This is a genomic window from Microbacterium azadirachtae, from assembly GCF_000956545.1.
GTDB lineage: Bacteria > Actinomycetota > Actinomycetes > Actinomycetales > Microbacteriaceae > Microbacterium > Microbacterium azadirachtae.
Genome location: NZ_JYIT01000043.1, coordinates 1 through 17619 on the forward strand (window position 1 = coordinate 1; position 17619 = coordinate 17619).

The window sequence follows — 17619 nt, forward strand, 5'->3', positions numbered from 1 at the left end:
GAGTCAGTGCGGGGGGTCATCGAGTACGTCCTTCCGGGACGGGCTGGCGCGGGTGGGGCGAGTCGCCGAGGTCCTGCTGGAGATCCCAGAGCTTCAGGGTCAGCTCACGCCGGATGTCGGCGTACGCGGGATCGAGGTGCACGCTGGTGAGCTCATGCGGATCCTTCTCGAGGTCGAAGAGCTCCCACTCCGGAGGATAGGTGGTGTCGCGCGTGTTCGGCAGGCCCATTCCGTCCGCGTAGAAGTAGATGAGCTTGTACCGCTCGGTGCGCACGCCGTAGTGCGCCCAGACATGGTGCGATCGGTCGTCGTGCTCGTAGAAGCGGTAGTAGTGCGCATCGCGCACGGGGACGGGGGCGTCCGCGGTCATCAGCTCCACCAGGCTGTGCCCCTGCATGCCGCCGGGAGCCTCGACCCCCGCGAAGTCGAGCAGCGTCTGCGCGATGTCGACGTTGGAGACCATGGCGTCGGTGCTCCTGCCGGGGGCGACGCGGGCGGGGTAGCTGAGCACGAGCGGCATGCGCAGCGACTCCTCGTACATGAAGCGCTTGTCGAACCAGCCGTGCTCGCCGAGGTAGAAGCCCTGGTCCGAGGCGTAGATCGTGACAGTGTCGTCGAACCGGCCGCTCTCGTGCAGGAAGCCGGTGAGCGCCTGGACGCTCTCGTCGACTGCGGCCACGCAGCGCAGGTAGTCCTGCATGTAGCGCTGGTACTTCCAGAGCGCCCGCTCCGCGTAGCCGAGCTCGGACGGCGGATCCTGCTTGAGGTCGATGTCGTTCAGATCGTCGGCGATCCGCATGGTCGCGTGGTGCGCAGGGGTTCCGCGGCCCTCGTAGTCGTCGTGGAAGGTGGCGGGCAGCGGGATCGGATCCGTGAACAGGTCCGCATGCCGCGGATGCGGCTCCCACGGGCGGTGCGGGGCCTTGTGCCACACGAGCACGCAGTACGGCTCGTCGCCCTGCGCATCCATCCACGCCAGCGCGTGCTCCGTGATGATGTCGGTGACGTAGCCCTCGTAGCGCACGAGCCCGTCCGGCGTGTGGAACTCCGGATCCACGTACTCGCCCTGATCCGGCAGCACCTCCCAGTGGTCGAAGCCGACGGGGTCGTGGTCGGGGCCGTGCCCCAGGTGCCACTTGCCGAAGATGGCGGTGCGGTAGCCGGCGGCCTTCAGCGCGCTGATGAACGTCTCGCGGTCGTTCGCGAGGTGCGTCGTGAGCGTCGTGACCTCGCTCGTGTGGCTGTACGTGCCGGTGAGGAAGGCGGCGCGGCTCGGCGTGCACAGCGCGTTCTCGACGAGGGCGCGGTCGAAGCGCACCCCGGCCGCCGCGATCGCGTCGATGCCCGGGGTGGTGTTCACCACCGATCCGTAGCAGCCGATCGCGTTCGAGGCGTGGTCGTCGGTCAGCACGAACACGATGTTCGGGCGGCGCGGGCTGTCCATCGCGGTTCTCCTTGCTCCACTGAAGGGATTTGGCCGGCCACGGGATCTCGCGACGGCATTGTTGGACGGCGTCTTGCGGTTATGGCATAGTAGGCACACTATAGCGTTTTAGCGATGGGATTCCAGAGCCGGCAGGCGCGCGGATCCCGGGGACCACTTCGAAGGAGAACGTCCATGAAAATCCGAGCAACTCTGGCCGTCGGCATCGCCGCGGCCGCCGCACTCGCTCTGACGGCGTGCACGGGTGGCGCAGGGGGCGCGGCAGGCGGGGGCGGAGGCGCGATCGACACCTCCGGCGAGCTGAGCGGCACGATCAAGTTCCAGACCTGGTCGCTCAAGAACGAGAAGTTCTCGCCCTACTTCACCGACCTGATCACGGCGTTCGAGAAGGAGCACCCCAAGGTCACCGTCGAGTGGGTCGACCAGCCCGGCGACGGGTACCAGGACAAGATCCTGAGCCAGGCGAACTCGAACACCCTGCCCGACGTGCTGAACCTCCCGCCGGACATCGGCTACCCGCTCGTCGCCGCAGGAAAGCTGGTCGACCTGGCCGAGGCGGATCCGAAGCTCGAGGCGCAGTACAACAAGGGCGGCTGGGAGGCGTACAGCAGCTACACCGGCATCAAGGGCACCTACGGCCTGCCGTGGTACATCGGCAGCGACGAGTCGTGGTGGAACCTCGATCAGCTCAAGCCCTACGGCGTCACCAAGGAGAACCTCCCCACGACGACCGACGCGTGGCTCGACCTCGCGAAGAAGGTGGCGACGGATTCGCAGGGCAAGGTGATGCTCGTCTCGTCGATGCCGGGCCTGGACACCTTCATCTCCGCGGGGATCCCGGTGATCGACGACAAGGGCGCGTTCGTCTTCAACACCCCCGAGGCGGTCGCCATCGTGCAGAAGTACGCCGACGCGTACAAGGCCGGCGCGATGCCGGCCGAGGCGCTGAGCGGCACCTACTCGGGCAACGCCGAGATGTACCTGCAGGGCAAGGTCGCTTACTCGACCGGCGGATCCGGCTTCGCGGGCGATCTGCGCACCAAGGCTCCTGACCTGGTCGACGTGACGGCCGCGTCCGCACGCCCCGGCGTGCCGCCCCTGTTCGTGCAGGGCCTGAACGTCGCGTCCACCTCGAAGAACAAGGCGGCGGCGCTCGCGTTCGCCGAGTTCGCCACGAACGAGAAGAACCAGGTCGCGTTCACCAAGCTCGCCATCGGCTTCGCGCCGGGCACGGCGAACGGCGGCGACGAGGTCGTCAAGGCCGTCGAGAGCGACGCCAACGTGCCCGCGGCGCAGGCCGAGGCGATGAAGATCATGTTCGACGCCCTGCCCAAGGCCAAGGCGACGCCGTACCAGTGGACCGGTGCGATGACCGACTACCTGAACCAGCAGATGGCGCTCGCCGTGCGCGGTGACATCCCGGCGAAGGACGCGCTCGACAAGATCGTGAAGAACGCGAATGACAACCGCATCGACAAATAACAGGATCACCCTCTCGCGGAAGGGAGCCGGCGCCGCGCGCACCGGCTCCCCGAAGCGGGGCCCGATCCGCTCCCATCGCTGGTTCACGCCCTGGCTGCTGGTCGGACCCGCCGTGCTGTGGGTGCTGGTGTTCTCGCTGTGGCCGTTCCTGAACACGGTCGTGCTGAGCTTCACCAACGCCCGGCCGCTGCGCGAACCCCAGTTCGTCGGCTTCGACCAGTACGTCAAGCTCCTCGGCGACGAGCAGTTCCGCTACGCGCTGCTGACCTGCGTGATCTACGTGGTGGTGTGCGTGCCGCTGCTCACGATCCTGCCCCTGCTGCTGGCCCTGCTCGTCGAGAAGAAGATCCCCGGCATCACGCTGTTCCGCACGACGTTCTACTTCCCCGTGATCGCCTCGGTCGTCGTCGTGGCGCTGATCTGGAGCTGGCTCTTCGACAGCAAGGGGATCATCAACCAGGCGCTGCAGTTCATGGGCGTGGTCGACAAGCCCGTGGCGTTCCTCGTCGACCGCTGGTGGCTGCTCGCCTGCGCGATCCTGCTCACCGTCTGGAAGGGGGTCGGGTACTACATGGTCGTCTACCTGGCTGCGCTGGGCAACGTGGGCAAGGATCTGCACGAGGCGGCGATGCTCGACGGTGCGAACGCGTTCCAGCGCTTCGTGAACGTGACCATCCCCGGTGTGCGGGGCGCGATGCTGCTCATCTCCGTGCTGATCGCCGTCTCGGCCATGCGGGTGTTCGCCGAGCTCGACGTGCTCTCGCACGGCACCGGCGGCCCGGGCGGCTACGACATGTCCATCGTCATGCTGATCCGCCAGGCGGGATCCGGCCTGACCGGCAACCTCGGCTATGCGGCCGCGGTCTCGGTCGCGCTGTTCCTGCTCACCCTGATCCCGCTCGTCGTGATCGCCCTGCTGAACCGCGAGAAGAAGGCGACCTCATGAGCGCCACGGATGTCGGCCTGCCCGAGACCGCCCTGATCGTCGAGGAGGAGACCCGGCGACGCAAGCCGGCGAAGGAGCGGATGTTCCGCACCGGCGGCTCCGGCGACATCACCAAGCCGACCGTCGGCGGGCTGATCGGACGCTACGTGCTGCTCGTGGTCGTGCTCGTGCTGGTGATCGGCCCGTTCCTGTGGCAGCTGTCCACGTCGTTCAAGGGACCCGGCGAGAGCCTCTACACGTTCCCGCCGAACCTCATCCCTGCGCAGCCGACCGTCGACAACTACCGCAAGGTGACCGACTTCATCCCGGTGTACCAGTACGCCTGGCGGTCGCTGTTCGTGGCACTGGTGTCGGTGGCCACGAACGTCGTGTTCGCCCTCATGGGCGGCTACGCCCTGGCCTGCATGAAGTTCCCCGGCAAGCGCATCGCCCTGGGGATCCTGTTCTCCACCATGCTGCTGCCCGGCGAGGTCACCGTCACCAGCAACCTGCTCACCGTCAACGGGCTGGGGCTGGCCAACACCCTGTGGGGGGTGATCCTGCCCGGGGCGATCGGCGCCATGAACGTGCTGCTCATCGCGACCGCCTGCCGGATGATCCCGGCGGAGGTGCTCGACGCCGCCACGGTCGACGGGGCGACGACCTGGCAGCGGATCCGGCACATCGTATGGCCGAACGTGCGGGGCATGACCAGCGTGGTCGCGATCTTCACGTTCATCGGTGCCTGGGACGACTACCTGTGGCCGCTCATGGTGATCACGGATCCGAACAACTACACGCTGACGGTGGGCATGGCCTACCTGAACAGCAACTTCTCGCCGGATCCGCGGCTCATCGCCGCCGGCACGATCATCGCCCTCATCCCGATCATCGTGCTGTTCTCGGTGACGCAGAGGTTCTTCTTCTCCGGCGTCCAGGAGGGGGCGGTCAAGGGATGACGCACGCCGTGCCGCGGTCGGGAGCCGTGCTCGAGCCGGCCCGGGGACCCGAGGATCCGCCGTCCTCCCGCCCGCACGCGGGGGTGCTGGGCGGCGCGGTCCGCGCCTACCGGTTCGCGCCGGGTCAGGGCGTGCAGCGGATTCCGCTGCCCGACGACGTGGTGCCCGGGCCCGATACGGTGCTGCACTGGGCGTTCTACGCCGACGGCCCCGCGGCGGCGCTCGCCCCGCACGCCGCGCTCGCCGTCGCCGTCGACGTCGTGTTCGACGACGGCATCCGCCTCGCGGACGACCCGGGGCTGCGCGACCGGTACGGGTTCCCCCTCGACGCGCAGGCGCAGTTCGACGCCGCCTGGGCGATGCCGGAGCAGTGGAACGCCGACTCGGTCGCCCTCGGCGCCCACACCGGGCGGACGGGACGGATCGAGGTGGTGCTGGGCGCGCCGAGCCTCGCCGCACCCGGGGCGGAGCGAGCGGACGAGCCGGTCACCGGGTTCGTCGAGGTGCGGGTCGACCACGCCCCGGCGCACGAGGGAGCGGATCCGTCTCCCGCCGAGCGGGTGGACACGCGTCGCGGCAGCCATGCGGGCTCGCGGTTCTCGCGCGGCAACACGATCCCGGTCACCGCCGCCCCGCACGGGTTCTGCTTCCTCACGCCCGCGACCGACGCGAGCGACGCGCGATGGCCGTACCGGCCGTTCGTGCACGACGACCCGGACCCGGACGGGATCGGGATCCGCCGCCTCGAGGCGGTGCAGTTCTCGCACCAGCCGAGCCCGTGGATCGGCGACCACGGAGTGCTGCAGCTCATGCCGTTCACCGGCGAGCCGCACTCCGATCGCACTGCCCGGCGGCGCGGGATCCTGCCGGGCACCGAGCGGGCGCGCCCGCACGTGTACACCGCCGCGCTCACCGGCGGGCTGCGGCTCGAGGTCACCGCGACCGATCATGGCGGGGCGTTCCGGGCGCTCGCGGACGACCCCGGCGAGACCGTCGGATTCGTGCTCGACCAGATCCGGCCCGAGGGACGGCTCACGTACGCCGCCGACGGCGTCTCCTTCTCCGGCTGGGTGCCCGAGGGCGATCCCGGCTGGGGCAACCCGCCGCGCACGTACTTCGCGGGACGGGTCGTGCAGCACCCCATCGCCTACGGAGCGCTCTCGGCCGCGGGGCGCGAGCGGGTGGCCGGGTACGTCGCCGGCCGCGGCGCGATCGAGGTGCGCATCGCGCTGTCGTACCTGTCGGTCGCCCAGGCCGAGCGGAACCTCGCGCTCGAGCTGCCCGACGCCGTGTCCTTCGAGGTGCTCCGCGACGCCCTGCGGGCGCGCTGGGACGCGCTGCTCGGCGCGGTGCAGATCCCGGCCCTTGCCGCGGAGGCGCATCCGGGCCGCACGCTCGCGCACGAGGAGGATGCCGCGCGGATCGCCTCCGCCCTGTACCGCCTGCACCTGTATCCGTGCCGCATCGACGAGAACACGGGCACCACGGAGCGGCCCGTGCCGCGCTACGCCGACGCGACCGCGCCGGCGGCCCCGCACGGCGAGACCGAGACCGGGGCGGTGGTCCGTGACGGCGAGGCCCACGTCACCAACGGGTACTGGGACACCTACCGCACGGCCTGGCCGCTCCTGGGCATGCTGGATCCGGCCGGCACCGGTGCGATGCTCGACGGCCTGCTGCGGCAGTGGCGGGACGGCGGCTGGATGGCGCGGTGGAGCGCCCCCGGCTACGTCGACTGCATGGTCGGCACCTCGAGCGACCAGATCTTCGCCGACGCCGCCCGCCGCGGGCTCCCGTTCGACGCCGCCGCCGCGTTCGAGAGCGCCTGGCGCAACGCGTCCGAGCCGTCCGCCGACCCTCGCGTCGGGCGCAAGGGGATCGGGGCGGGACGCTTCCTCGGCTGGATCCCGTCCTCGGTGCACGAAGGCATGAGCTGGAGCATCGAGAACGCGATCAGCGACGCGGGCATCGCGCACCTCGCCGACGCGCTCGCCGCGGATCCCGACGCCCGTCCGCCCGCCCGGGCACGGTACCGGGCCTTCTCGCGCTCGTTCCGCAATCGCGCCCTGGCCCACCGCTCGCTCTTCGATGCCGAGACCGGTTTCTTCCGCGGCCGTGACGAGGAGGGATCCTTCTCCGACGCGTTCGACCCGCGGATCTGGGGCGGCGATAACGTCGAGACGAACGCGTGGGGCATGTCGGTCGGCGCGGTCCACGACGGCGCCGGGCTCGCCGCGCTGCACGGCGGACCGGCCGGTCTGCGCGCGCATCTTGATCGGCTGTTCGCCGAGCCGGAGACCGCGGATCCCGCCTTCGGCGGCACCTACGGCACGGTGATCCACGAGCAGCGCGAGGCCAGGGCGCTGCGCTCCGGGATGTGCGCGATCTCCAACCAGCCCGCGCACCACATCCCGTGGATGCACGTCTTCGGCGACGAGCCGTGGCGCGCCGGTGCGACGGTGCACGCGCTCGCGCGGCGGCTCTTCACCGGTGCGATGATCGCGCAGGGCTTCCCCGGCGACGAGGACAACGGTGAGATGAGCGCCTGGTGGCTGTGGGCCGCGCTCGGCCTCTACCCGCTCGAGCTCGGCGCCGGGGCGCTCCGCATCGGGGCGCCCCTGCTCGACGACGTGACGGTGCGGCGGACGGACGGTCGTACGCTGCGGATCCGCACGCGGAGGGAGAGCCCCGACGCGACGCACCTCGCCGAAGCCCGCCTCGACGGCGTTCCCCTGGAGCGGCCCCTGCTCGACGTGCGTGTGCTGGATCACAGCGCGGACGCGGTTCTCGACCTCGTCCTCACCGCCGATCCCGGCCGTGTCGCGGCCTCGCCGCTGTGGGCGCCCGCCGAGCCGGACGCCGGCACGGACGCGCACAGCGCCGGCGAGGACACGTCCGTCGCGCCGGGATGGCGCGCCGACCTCACGGGGCCGGTCGTGGTGCCCGGGGCGGAGCGCGCCGGATCGCCGGGCGTCCCGCTCGGGGCGGACGCGGTCGTCGCGCTGTTCGCGGACGGCGACGACGCCGCGGTCCCGCTCGCGGAGGGCGAGGTCGCGGGGTGGCGCTTCTCCGCGCCGACGACGATCACCGACGTCACGCTCACCGCGGTCGCGCACACCTCCGCCGAGGCACTGGCGTGGGAGCACAGCGCCGACGGCGAGACCTGGATCCCGGTCTCGACCACCCACCGTGAGGACCTTCCCGCCGACCGCACCGTGCCCTTCACGTTCGCCGCGCCCGTGACGACCGCCCTGCTGCGCGTGCGCGCGACGGCGCCGGCCGTGCTGCGGCAGATCGAGCTGTTCGACCTCGGAGACCCCGCGGCCGACTTCCGGGACACGGCCGCGCACCCGTGACCCATCCCGGGCGGAGCGACGGGGGCTGGCGGGCGATCCCGCAGCCCTCGTCGTTCCGTCCATCGGGCGGGGTGTGGGCGCCGCAGCGCGTGCGGGTCGTGGCCGACGCGACGGCGCTGCGGCGAGAGGCGGAGCGCATCGAGGCGGAGCTGGCGGCGGCCGGCATCGAGCCTGCCCGCTCCGCGGCGGATCCGACGCTGCGCCTCACCCTGCCGCCGGCCACGGAGCCGGCCCCGTCCCCGTCCGCGGTCGCGGCGGCGGGCGCGGAGGGCGAGGCCCTCCCCGACGAGTCCTTCCGGATCCGGATCGCCGACGACGTGACCGTCACCGCCGCGTCTCCGGCGGGGGCGTTCCGCGCGACCCGGCAGCTTCTGCACAACCTGCGCGCACAGGGTGCGGTGCCCCGCGGAACCGTGGTCTCCGCGCCCGCCGTGGCTGAGCGCGGTCTGCATCTGGACACGGGACGCAAGCACTATCCCGCGGAGTGGATCGTCGCGCAGCTGCGGGCCGCGGCCGACGTCGGGATCAACGTCGTCCAATGGCACTTCTCCGAGAACGAGGGTTTCCGCATCGAGTCCGCCGCCTTCCCGGAGATCGTCTCCGCCGAGCACATCACGCGCGCCGAGGCCGCGGAGGTCGTCGCGACCGCACGCGATCTGCACATCGAGCTCGTCCCGTCGCTGGACATGCCCGGCCACCTCCGGCACACGCTCGCCGCTCACCCCGGACTCCGGCTGCCCGAGGCGCCCGGACTCGCGACCGATCATGCGCTGGACATCACCCGCGAGGATCCGATCCGGTTCGCCCTGGCGCTGATCGACGACCTGATCCCGGTCTTCCCGCACAGCTCCCGGTGGAACCTCGGCGGCGACGAGTTCGTCGACTTCGATCGCATGGCGGAGTTCCCCGCACTGGCGACGGCGGCGCGGGAGCGGTACGGCCCGGACGGCACCGGATTCGACCTGCTCACCGCCTTCGTGAACCGCGTCGCCGCCCATGTGCGCGCGCACGGCCTTCAGGCGCGCGCGTGGAACGACGGCCTGCTGCGCAGTGCCGCGGAGCACCTGGATCCCGAGGTGGTGCTGACCTGGTGGACGAACTGGAACGCCGGGATGCGACCCGTCGCGGATGCGCTCGCCGCGGGGCACCGGGTCGTCAACGTCAACGACGCGCTGTTTTACTACGTGCTCGGCGAGAACGCGGGCTACCGCTATCCGACCGCCGAGCGGATCTGGGCGGCCGACTGGCACCCGGGCCTGTTCCCGGCGCAGTGGGGTCCGGGCGGACAGGGCGCGGTGCGGCAGGAGCTCGTCCGTCCCTATCCCGCGCTGCTGCTCGGCGTCTCCTTCGCCGTGTGGTCCGACCGGCCAGACGCGCAGACGCCCGCCGAGGTCGCGGAAGGGATCCGCGCCCCGCTGCGGGCGATGGCCGAGCGGGCGTGGAACGCCGGATCCGCCCTGTCTCTGGAGGAGTTCGCCGCGGTCGACACGGCGATCGGCGCAGCCCCGCCGACCGCGCGCTGCGCGGAGGGGGTCCGCGCCTAGGCCGCGTCGGCGTCGGCCGACCCGGTCTCGACGATCCGTCCTGCGGGGGCGCGCCCGTCGTGCGCCAGGGAGAGCAGGAGCTGCGGAAGCTCGGCGAGGCCCACCCCTCGCCGTCGCAGCAGTCGCAGGCCGGCGGTGAGATCGCACACGTCCAGGTCGACGTGGTCGGATTCGCCGAGGCTGATCAGGACCGCCGTCAGCGATTCGCGTCGTCCCTCGGGGGATCCGGCGCCGCCTTGCACGAGATAGAGCACTCCGCCGAAACGGCTCTCGCCGGGGACGATGATCGGCCGGCGCGCGTGGAGCGCGCACAGCACCTCGGGGGAGACCGCGGCGGTGATGTCCTCCGCCACGGCGCCGAACGCCGCCCTGTCCACCGCGCTGCCGAGCACGAGGGCATCGTGCGGATGCCAGGCGCTCAGGGCGCTCAGCACGGCCTGGACGAACCCGCGCCGACGGTGGGAGGCGCGGGCCTGCGCCGCGTCACGCGCCGGCGGCGACGGTCGCGTGTCGTGCTGCGACAAGGTGCTCATGACCGGGACTCCTTCCCTTGGCGAGACGCCGGGACGAGCGGTCTATTACGCGCGGATCCCGTTCTCGCCGAAGGTCGCGCCACGCCCTAGGCTGAACGCTCGTGACCACCATCTCCGCGCAGACCGCGGCGCTGCGCCCCACGCCCGCCCAGCTGCGGTGGCAGCGCGCCGGCACGGGCGTGTTCCTGCACTTCGGGCTCAACACGTTCTTCGGGGTCGAGTGGAGCGACGGCACCCTGCCCGCCTCCGGATTCGACCCGGCGCGGCTGGACGCCCGGCAGTGGGTGGCTGCGGCGCGCACCGCGGGCGCGGCGTACGTGGTGCTCACCGCGAAGCACCACGACGGCTTCTGCCTCTGGCCGACGGCGACGACCGAGTACTCGGTCGCCTCCAGCCCGTGGCGGGGCGGGCATGGCGACGTGGTCCGCGAGCTGGCCGACGCCTGCGCCGAGAGCGGGATGGGACTCGGCCTGTATCTCTCGCCCTGGGACCGCCACGACCCGCGCTATCCGGATCCGCAGGCCTATGACGACGTCTACTGCGCTCAGCTCACCGAGCTTGTCACGCAGTACGGCGACCTCGTCGAGGTGTGGTTCGACGGTGCGGGATCCGCCGGTCGCGTCTACGACTGGGAGCGGATCAGAAGCATCGTCCGCCGGCACCAGCCCGATGCCGTGATCTTCAACATGGGCGACCCCGACATCCGGTGGGTCGGCAACGAGGACGGCCTCGCCGCCGACCCGGTGGAGTACGTCGTCGACGTGACGCCGAACGACGTGCACACCGACGCCGTGCTCGGCTTCGGCGAGGCACGCTACCTGCCGCCGGAGTGCGACGTCTCGCTGCGGCACGGCTGGTTCTGGCAGCCCGGCGACGAGCCGAAGAGCCTCGAGCACCTGCTCGGCATCCACTACCGCTCGCTCGGCCTCGGCGCCAACCTGCTGCTGAACGTGCCCCCGAACCGCGACGGTCTCATCGATCCGGCGGACCTCGCCCGGCTCGCCGAGTACGCGGCCGAGCGGGAGCGCCGCTTCGGCACGCCCCTCGAGGCGGTGCTCGTGCCGCTCGGCGGAGGCCGCTGGCGCGCCGACTTCGGCGGGGCCGTCGAGATCGACCATCTCGAGCTCGAGGAGGCGCTCGAGGAGGGGCAGCGGATCTCGGGCCATCGTGTGCTCGACGACGGCGTCCAGGTCTGCGCCGGGGGCACGGTGGGCGTACGCCGGCTGCACGCCTTCCCCGGCCGCACCATGCGGGGGGTCGAGATCGAGCTGGAGGGGGCGGAGCCTGTGCTCGCGGCCGTGCGCGGCTATCGCACCGGCACCGAGTCGGAGCCGGTGATCCCGGCGACCGAGGAGTACCGCGCCCACGACGGCGACATGGTCATGATGTGAGCGCTCAGGCCGTCGCTCTGGCGGCGGCCTTCATGGCGCGCTTGTGCTCGCGGACCTTCGCGAGCGACTCCGGCGAGACGATGTCGGCGACCGACCGGAAGGATCCGTCCTCGCCGTACGGTGCCGAGGCCTCGCGCCAGCCCTCGCCGGTGAAGCCGTACTGCTTGCCGAGGAGCGCGAGGAAGATCTTCGCCTTCTGCTCGCCGAAGCCGGGGAGGGTCTTGAGGCGCCGCAGCACCTCGGCGCCGTCCGGATCGCCCCGGGTCCACAGGGCGGCCGCATCGCCGTCCCAGTCGTCGACGAGCTTCTGGCAGAGCGTCTGCACGCGCGCCGCCATGGAGCCGGGGAAGCGGTGCACCGACGGCGTCTGCCGGAACGCCGCGAGGAACTCCTCCGGGTCGTAGGACGCGATCGTCGCGGCATCGGCCGCGCCGGTGCGCTGCTCGATCTTGAGCGGACCGGCGAAGGCCGTCTCCATCGCGACCTGCTGATCCAGCAGCATGCCCACGAGCAGTGCGAGCGGGTTGTCGGTGAGCAGGGTGTCGGCGGCGGTGTCTCCGGTGATGTGAAGGGCCATGGATCCAGTCTCGCACCGCGCGCGGATCCGGAACGAGAAAACCCTTGACATATTCGTCTAGACGAATGCATTATGAACTCATGAACGAGATCATCGAACGCACCGTCCCCGCCACCCCTCAGCGCATCTGGGAGCTCTGGACCACCCCCGAGGGCATCTCGCGCTGGTGGGCACCAGACGGCTTCCGCACCGACGTAACCGCCCTCGACCTGCGCCCCGGCGGCGCGCTCGAGTACACGATGACGGCGGTCGCCCCGGAGCAGGTGGCCTTCATGGAGCAGAACGGGATGCCGCTCTCGACGGCGTCGCGCAAGCGCTTCACCGAGATCGAGGAGCCCACGCGGCTCGCCTATGCCTCGATCATCGACTTCGTGCCCGGCCACGACGAGTACGAGCAGCTCACCGAGGTCGAGCTGCACCCGGCCGACGACGGCGGCACGCGGGTCGTCATGCGCGTGGAGCCCCTGCACGACGAGGTCTGGACGCAGCGTCTGCTCGCGGGCCGGGCGAACGAGCTCGACAACCTCGCCGCCCTCGTCGCCGCCGAATGACCGCGGCGTCGTCGTCGCCCGTGCCCGGGGCCGGGGCGGACGACACTCCCGGAGCCGGATCCCCCGCCCCGCAGCGCGCGTTCGCAGCGATGGGCGAGCCGACCAGGTACCGGATCCTCGAGGTGCTCGCAGAGAGCGCGAGCACCGTCGGCGGCGTCGCCGATGCCATCGGCGCGCTGCAGCCGCAGACCACCAAGCACCTCCAGGCGCTCGAGGCGGCCGGGCTGATCCGCGTCCACAAGCTGGGGCGTCGCCGGGTGGCGAGTCTGGACCGTCCCGCGTTCGCGGCGCTCGCCGCGCACCTCGGCGGGTGGGCACAGCCGGATCCCGATGCCGACGCGCTGCAGGCGTACGAGCAGGCGATCGCCCGCGAGGCGGGGGAGCCGGGCCGCTCCCGCGTCGTATCGCTCCGCGCCGTCGTCGCGGCCCCCGCGGAGGCGGTGTGGCGTGCCTGGACGGACCCGCGGATCGCGGGCCGGTGGTGGGCGCCGCCGCACTTCGACGTGCACGAGCTCGTCCTCGGCGCGGAGGAGGGCTCGCCCATCCGCTTCGCGCTCGGCGAGCCGGGCGGGGCGGTCTACCGTTCGGCCGGCCGCGTGCTCGAGGCCGACCGCGGCCGGCGCCTGGTGTTCGCGCTCGCCCCGGTCGACGAGGACGGGGAGGCGCTGTTCGACGCCGTGCACACGGTCGAGCTGACCGGCACGGACGCGGAGACCGTCGTCGCACTGCGCATCGAGGCGACGGGCGTCCGGGAGGGCGCCGCAGAGGCCATCGCGGGCCTCGAGCCGGGATGGACCCAGCTGCTGGAGGCGCTCACGGCGTACCTCGACGGCGGATCCGAGGACGGATCCGGAGGCGACGTGTCCTCGGATCCGCCAGTAGCGTGAAGGCATGCAGACGATCGGCGTCCTCGGAGGCATGAGCTGGGAATCATCGCTGGACTGGTATCGGCTCGCCAACGAAATGGTGAGGGCGGAGCTCGGCGGCTTCCACTCTGCTCCGATCCTGCTGGACTCGCTGGACTTCGCCGACATCGAAGCGATGCAGGCTGCCGGAGACTGGGAGGCCGCGGGAGCCGTTCTGGCCGCCCACGCGAAAGGCCTCGAGGCCGCCGGTGCGGGGCTCGTGGTCCTGTGCACGAACACGATGCACCTGGTCGCCGATCGGATCACCGACGCGATCAGCGTGCCGTTCCTGCACATCGCGGACACGACGGCGGAAGCGATCCGCGCCGCGCGGCTGCGGACGGTCGGCCTGCTCGGAACGGCGTTCACGATGGAGCAGGCCTTCTATCGCGACCGCCTCGCCGTGCACGGGATCACCACGCTGATCCCCGACGCGGAGGACCGGGCGACCGTGCACGGCGTCATCTACGACGAGCTCGTGCAGGGCGTCGTCACCGAGGAGTCGCGCCAGAAGTACCGCGACGTCATCGCGAGGCTGGTCGACGCGGGCGCCGAGGGCATCATCCTCGGGTGCACCGAGATCGAGCTCCTCATCGCACAGGAGGATGCACCGGTGCCGGTGTTCCCCACGACCGCGCTGCACGTCGCGGCCGCTCTGAGAGCCGCGGGTCTCTGAGCACGCGCGCGGCGCCCCGGCGGAGCACCCGTCGCGGTGCTGATCGTCGCGGTCAGTTGATGATCTCGCCGCGCTCGTCTTCGAGGACGGCGGCGAGGCGATCGCGCCACTCCTGCAGCGCCTCCGGCGTCAGCCGCGTCCAGTCGTCGACCTCGGCGACCACGCGCAGCGGCTCGGTGCTGCGGTACGAACGCGTCGGATTGCCGGGGAACTTCTTGTCGGTGACGTTCGGATCGTCCTCGAACGGCCCGGTCGGCTCGACCAGGTACACGCGGGGCGCTGCATCGCCCGCGGCCAGCTCCGCCGCGAGGCCGGCGCCGTCGCGCAGCGCGGTGAAGTAGATGTGGTTCATCACGATCTCGGGCCGGTAGTTCGAGCGGAAACCCGCCGTCAGGAGGTCGCCCGGTCGCAGATCCGCCTTGGTGCCGTGGAAGAACGGTCCTTCGTCTGTCACGTCGCTCACCGTCCCAGGCTAACCGCGGTGAGGGCCGGGCGGCTCAGGCCGTGGCGGCGTCGTCCTGCTCGGCGGCGGGTGCGGCGGTCAGGCCGTAGAGGGTCTCGACCGCGGCGATGAACTCGGAGCCGCGGCCCTGCGCGGCGAGCTCGTGCGCGCGGCTCGTCGGGGTGTGCAGCAGCACGCCGGCGAGGTGGCGCATCGCCTGCTCGACCTGCCCGCCGTCGTCGCCGCGCCGCCGCGCGCGCTCGATCTCCGCCTCGAGCAGATCGAAGATGTGCCCGCGGAGGGCGACGACCGCCGGAGTGACGCTCTCGCGGGCGCCGACCTCGTGGAAGGTCGCGGCGGCCGCGCGCACGATCGATCGTGCGGCGTCGGTGGCCTGCAGCTCCTCGAGCGGCGCGTGCAGACGGATGGTCTCGAGATCGAGCAGGGCGACGCCGGGGACCTCGGCGACGTCGGGGGAGACGTTGCGGGGCATGCCGAGATCGACGATCAGCTGCGACGGCGTCGCGCCGGCCGAGAAGCCGTGGCCGGGGACGGGGCAGTCCACCGCGGCATCCGGCGTGGGCAGCGCGGCGAGCGCCGGACCGCGGCCCTGCCGCAGGATCGCGGCGTCGAGCACGGGCTGCTCCGCGCTCGTGCAGGTGATGATGATCGTGGCGTGCGCGGCGGCGCGCGCGTACTCGGCCTTGGGCAGGGCGCGGATGCCGTGCTTCGCGGCGAACGCGGCGCCGCGGCCCGAGGGGGAGTGCACGCTGATGTCGTGCGCTCCGCGCTCGCGCAGCGTCGCCAGGGTCACGGCGGCGTAGGCGCCGGTGCCGACGAGCAGCACCCGGGCGGCGCTCCAGTCGGCGATGCGGCTGTCCGCCAGCTCGAGGGCCAGGCGCACCAGCGATCGGCCGGCGCGGCCGAGGGCGGTGTCGTTCTTGACCTTGCGCTGCGCCTCGCTCGCGCGCTGGAACAGCCGCTCCAGCTCGGGGGAGGTGGTGCCGTGCTTGCGCGCGGAGGTCAGCGCGCGGCGCACCTGTCCGGCGATCTCGCCCTCGCCCGACACGACCGACTCGAGCCCGGACGCCACCGAGAAGAGATGCTCGACGACCCGGGGGCCGGAGTGCACGGAGGACGATGCGGTGAGCGTGTCCGCGGGGATCCCGCTGCGCTCCGACACCGTGCTCAGGATCCGCTCGACGTCGTGCTCGTCCGCCGCGCCGTCGACGTCGACATAGGCCTCGAAGCGGTTGCAGGTCGCCAGCACGACGGCGCCCCGGGATCCTTCGGAGAGGGATCCCGCCAGGTCATCCGGGGTGCGACTGAGTCGTTCGAGGAGGTCGAAGGGGGCCGTCTTGTGATTGGCCGTGACGCAGAGCAGCACCCTGAGAGTTTACGCGCTGAGCCCTTTGCGGATGCTGGATGCCCGATCATCCGAGGAGCGGAGCCTCATCCGGATCCCGCACACGGCCGGCGGGGATCCTGTCGGTCGTCGCTACTGCGACGCCATCCAGGTCTGCCAGTCCGCGATGCGGAGCCCGGGCGGCATGACCGCGTCGACCTCCGTGACGAACGGGGTCGAGCCGTCCGTCGTCAGCAGGGCGCGGTAGTCGGCGTGCTGCTGGTCGAGGAAGTAGAAGTACGATCCGGCCGTCAGATAGGCCGTGTCGACGCGGGCGGAGTCGTCGAACGCCGCCGCGGAGACCGCGTCCGCCACGTCCCCGTCGAGCACCGTGCGCCGCACCTCGCGGGTCGTGAAGAGCTCGGCCGAGGCGTCGGCGTAGTCGGCCGCCACCGCCTCCGCGTAGCCCTCGGAGAAGGCGCGGTCGTCGCCCTTCGCGCCGTCGGCGGTGAGCGGTGCCGGCGCGTACGCGTTCTGCAGATAGTGAGCGAACTCGTGCGCGAAGACGTAGCCGTCCTCATCGAGCAGCCCGTCCGGCCCCAGGACCGCGAGCCCGCCGCCCGGGTAGGGGCCGCTGGCGAGGCCGGGCACCTGTTCCGCGGTCCACCGGGTCGGCCGGTAGTCGAACAGGCAGAATCCCGCGACGCCGTCGGCCATGTCCGGGCCGTACGCCGCATGGAAGTCCTGGTCGTCCTCGGTCACGTAGGTCACGAAGCCGTCGAGCCGCGCCGTGGATCCCGCCCACTCGGGACGCGCGAGCACGTCCTCCGCCGCGGCCTCGGCCTCGGGGATGCGGTCCTCGGCGAGGGCGGCCTCGTCGGCGTCGGCGAACAACGCGACGTGCTCCCCGCGTGCGACCGCGATCTGCTCGCCGCGATCCCAGGGCATGTCCGCCACCGCGTCCAGCGTCGTGAGCTTCGAGTGCGGACCCGTGCCCGTGATCGTCGCGTCGTACACGAAGGTCGCCAGCAGCTCCCCGCCGAGGCCGGTCCCGTCGTCGGCGGCGACCGCGTGGAAGCCGCCGAGCTGCATGTTGAACGCGAGCTGCACGGATCCGGTCGCGTCCGTCGACTCGGCCACGCCGAGCGTCCAGCCCAGCTTCTTGGTCTCGTCCCAGATCGCCGCCAGATGCTGCGCGACGCGCCCGTCGCCCGCTGCGACGAACGCCGCGCGGTCGTTCTGCTGCATCGCGGTGCTCAGCCGCGTGGTCACGTCGTCCTCCCACGCGTCGGCGCCCGTCGAGGAGCCGTCCCCGGTGGCCTCCGAACCGTACGGGGAGCCCTGCGCGATCGCCGTGAGCACGGCGACTCCGGTGATCGATGCGCCCCCGATCGTGACCGCGACCGCCGCGACGACGGCGACGGCCCACAGCCAGCCGCGCCGGCGGCGGGACATCGGAGGGCGCGCCGCGGCGCGGGCCGTCGGACGC

General features: G+C 71.9%; 14 protein-coding genes and 1 pseudogene. 9 read left to right on the forward strand and 6 right to left on the reverse strand.

Going from position 1 to position 17619, the window contains the following annotated elements; translation table 11 throughout:
- Positions 1-16: 16 nt before the first annotated feature.
- A complete protein-coding gene (locus tag RL72_RS01215; protein WP_045248980.1) occupies positions 17-1444 on the reverse strand; it encodes a sulfatase family protein in 1428 nt (475 codons plus the stop codon).
- A gap of 174 nt (positions 1445-1618) precedes the next feature.
- Here RL72_RS01215 and RL72_RS01220 point away from each other — a divergent pair, with 174 nt between their 5' ends.
- Genes RL72_RS01220 through RL72_RS01240 form a run of 5 tightly spaced genes read left to right on the forward strand, consistent with a single transcriptional unit; the run spans position 1619 to position 9710 of the window.
- On the forward strand, positions 1619-2926 hold the full coding sequence (locus tag RL72_RS01220) for an extracellular solute-binding protein (protein ID WP_045248981.1): 1308 nt from the start codon (positions 1619-1621) through the stop codon (positions 2924-2926).
- The gene (locus RL72_RS01225; protein ID WP_309599111.1) at positions 2904-3872 is read left to right on the forward strand and encodes a carbohydrate ABC transporter permease; all 969 of its coding nucleotides are present in this window, start codon (positions 2904-2906) and stop codon (positions 3870-3872) included. Before RL72_RS01220 ends, RL72_RS01225 begins: the two co-directional genes overlap by 23 nt.
- On the forward strand, positions 3869-4810 hold the full coding sequence (locus RL72_RS01230; RefSeq protein WP_082071915.1) for a carbohydrate ABC transporter permease: 942 nt from the start codon (positions 3869-3871) through the stop codon (positions 4808-4810). Before RL72_RS01225 ends, RL72_RS01230 begins: the two co-directional genes overlap by 4 nt.
- Positions 4807-8166 (forward strand): GH92 family glycosyl hydrolase, encoded by a 3360-nt coding sequence (locus tag RL72_RS01235; protein WP_045248982.1) that lies wholly within the window; start codon positions 4807-4809, stop codon positions 8164-8166. The genes RL72_RS01230 and RL72_RS01235 overlap by 4 nt, the downstream gene beginning before the upstream one ends.
- A complete protein-coding gene (locus tag RL72_RS01240; RefSeq protein ID WP_082071916.1) occupies positions 8163-9710 on the forward strand; it encodes a family 20 glycosylhydrolase in 1548 nt (515 codons plus the stop codon). Before RL72_RS01235 ends, RL72_RS01240 begins: the two co-directional genes overlap by 4 nt.
- On the opposite strand, the gene RL72_RS01245 is transcribed toward RL72_RS01240, so the two are convergent.
- A complete protein-coding gene (locus RL72_RS01245) occupies positions 9707-10243 on the reverse strand; it encodes a hypothetical protein (protein WP_045248983.1) in 537 nt (178 codons plus the stop codon). The genes RL72_RS01240 and RL72_RS01245 overlap by 4 nt on opposite strands.
- Before the next feature lie 101 nt (positions 10244-10344).
- Between RL72_RS01245 and RL72_RS01250 the strand changes: the two genes are divergently transcribed.
- Positions 10345-11634 (forward strand): alpha-L-fucosidase, encoded by a 1290-nt coding sequence (locus RL72_RS01250; protein ID WP_248700327.1) that lies wholly within the window; start codon positions 10345-10347, stop codon positions 11632-11634.
- Between the two features lie 4 nt (positions 11635-11638).
- On the opposite strand, the gene RL72_RS01255 is transcribed toward RL72_RS01250, so the two are convergent.
- Positions 11639-12211, reverse strand: coding sequence for an HhH-GPD-type base excision DNA repair protein (locus tag RL72_RS01255; protein WP_045248984.1), 573 nt, complete (start codon positions 12209-12211; stop codon positions 11639-11641).
- Positions 12212-12291: 80 nt separating this feature from the next.
- On the opposite strand from RL72_RS01255, the gene RL72_RS01260 reads away from it, so the two are divergent.
- From RL72_RS01260 to RL72_RS01270, 3 genes are read left to right on the forward strand one after another with little or no spacing between them, the layout of a single operon-like run.
- The gene (locus RL72_RS01260) at positions 12292-12762 is read left to right on the forward strand and encodes an SRPBCC family protein (RefSeq protein WP_052674106.1); all 471 of its coding nucleotides are present in this window, start codon (positions 12292-12294) and stop codon (positions 12760-12762) included.
- Positions 12759-13649 (forward strand): metalloregulator ArsR/SmtB family transcription factor, encoded by an 891-nt coding sequence (locus RL72_RS01265; RefSeq protein WP_082071918.1) that lies wholly within the window; start codon positions 12759-12761, stop codon positions 13647-13649. The genes RL72_RS01260 and RL72_RS01265 overlap by 4 nt, the downstream gene beginning before the upstream one ends.
- A gap of 4 nt (positions 13650-13653) precedes the next feature.
- Positions 13654-14343 (forward strand): aspartate/glutamate racemase family protein, encoded by a 690-nt coding sequence (locus tag RL72_RS01270; protein ID WP_045248986.1) that lies wholly within the window; start codon positions 13654-13656, stop codon positions 14341-14343.
- 52 nt (positions 14344-14395) lie between these two features.
- Here the strand turns inward: RL72_RS01270 and arr are convergent, their stop codons facing one another.
- The 3 genes and pseudogenes from arr to RL72_RS01285 all read right to left on the reverse strand — a co-directional run.
- Complete coding sequence (arr, locus tag RL72_RS01275; protein WP_045248987.1) at positions 14396-14806, reverse strand: NAD(+)--rifampin ADP-ribosyltransferase; 411 nt, start codon at positions 14804-14806, stop codon at positions 14396-14398.
- Positions 14807-14840: 34 nt separating this feature from the next.
- The gene (locus tag RL72_RS01280) at positions 14841-16172 is read right to left on the reverse strand and encodes a glutamyl-tRNA reductase (RefSeq protein ID WP_045248988.1); all 1332 of its coding nucleotides are present in this window, start codon (positions 16170-16172) and stop codon (positions 14841-14843) included.
- A gap of 111 nt (positions 16173-16283) precedes the next feature.
- A pseudogene (locus tag RL72_RS01285) lies at positions 16284-17619 on the reverse strand (hypothetical protein); the annotation flags it as partial.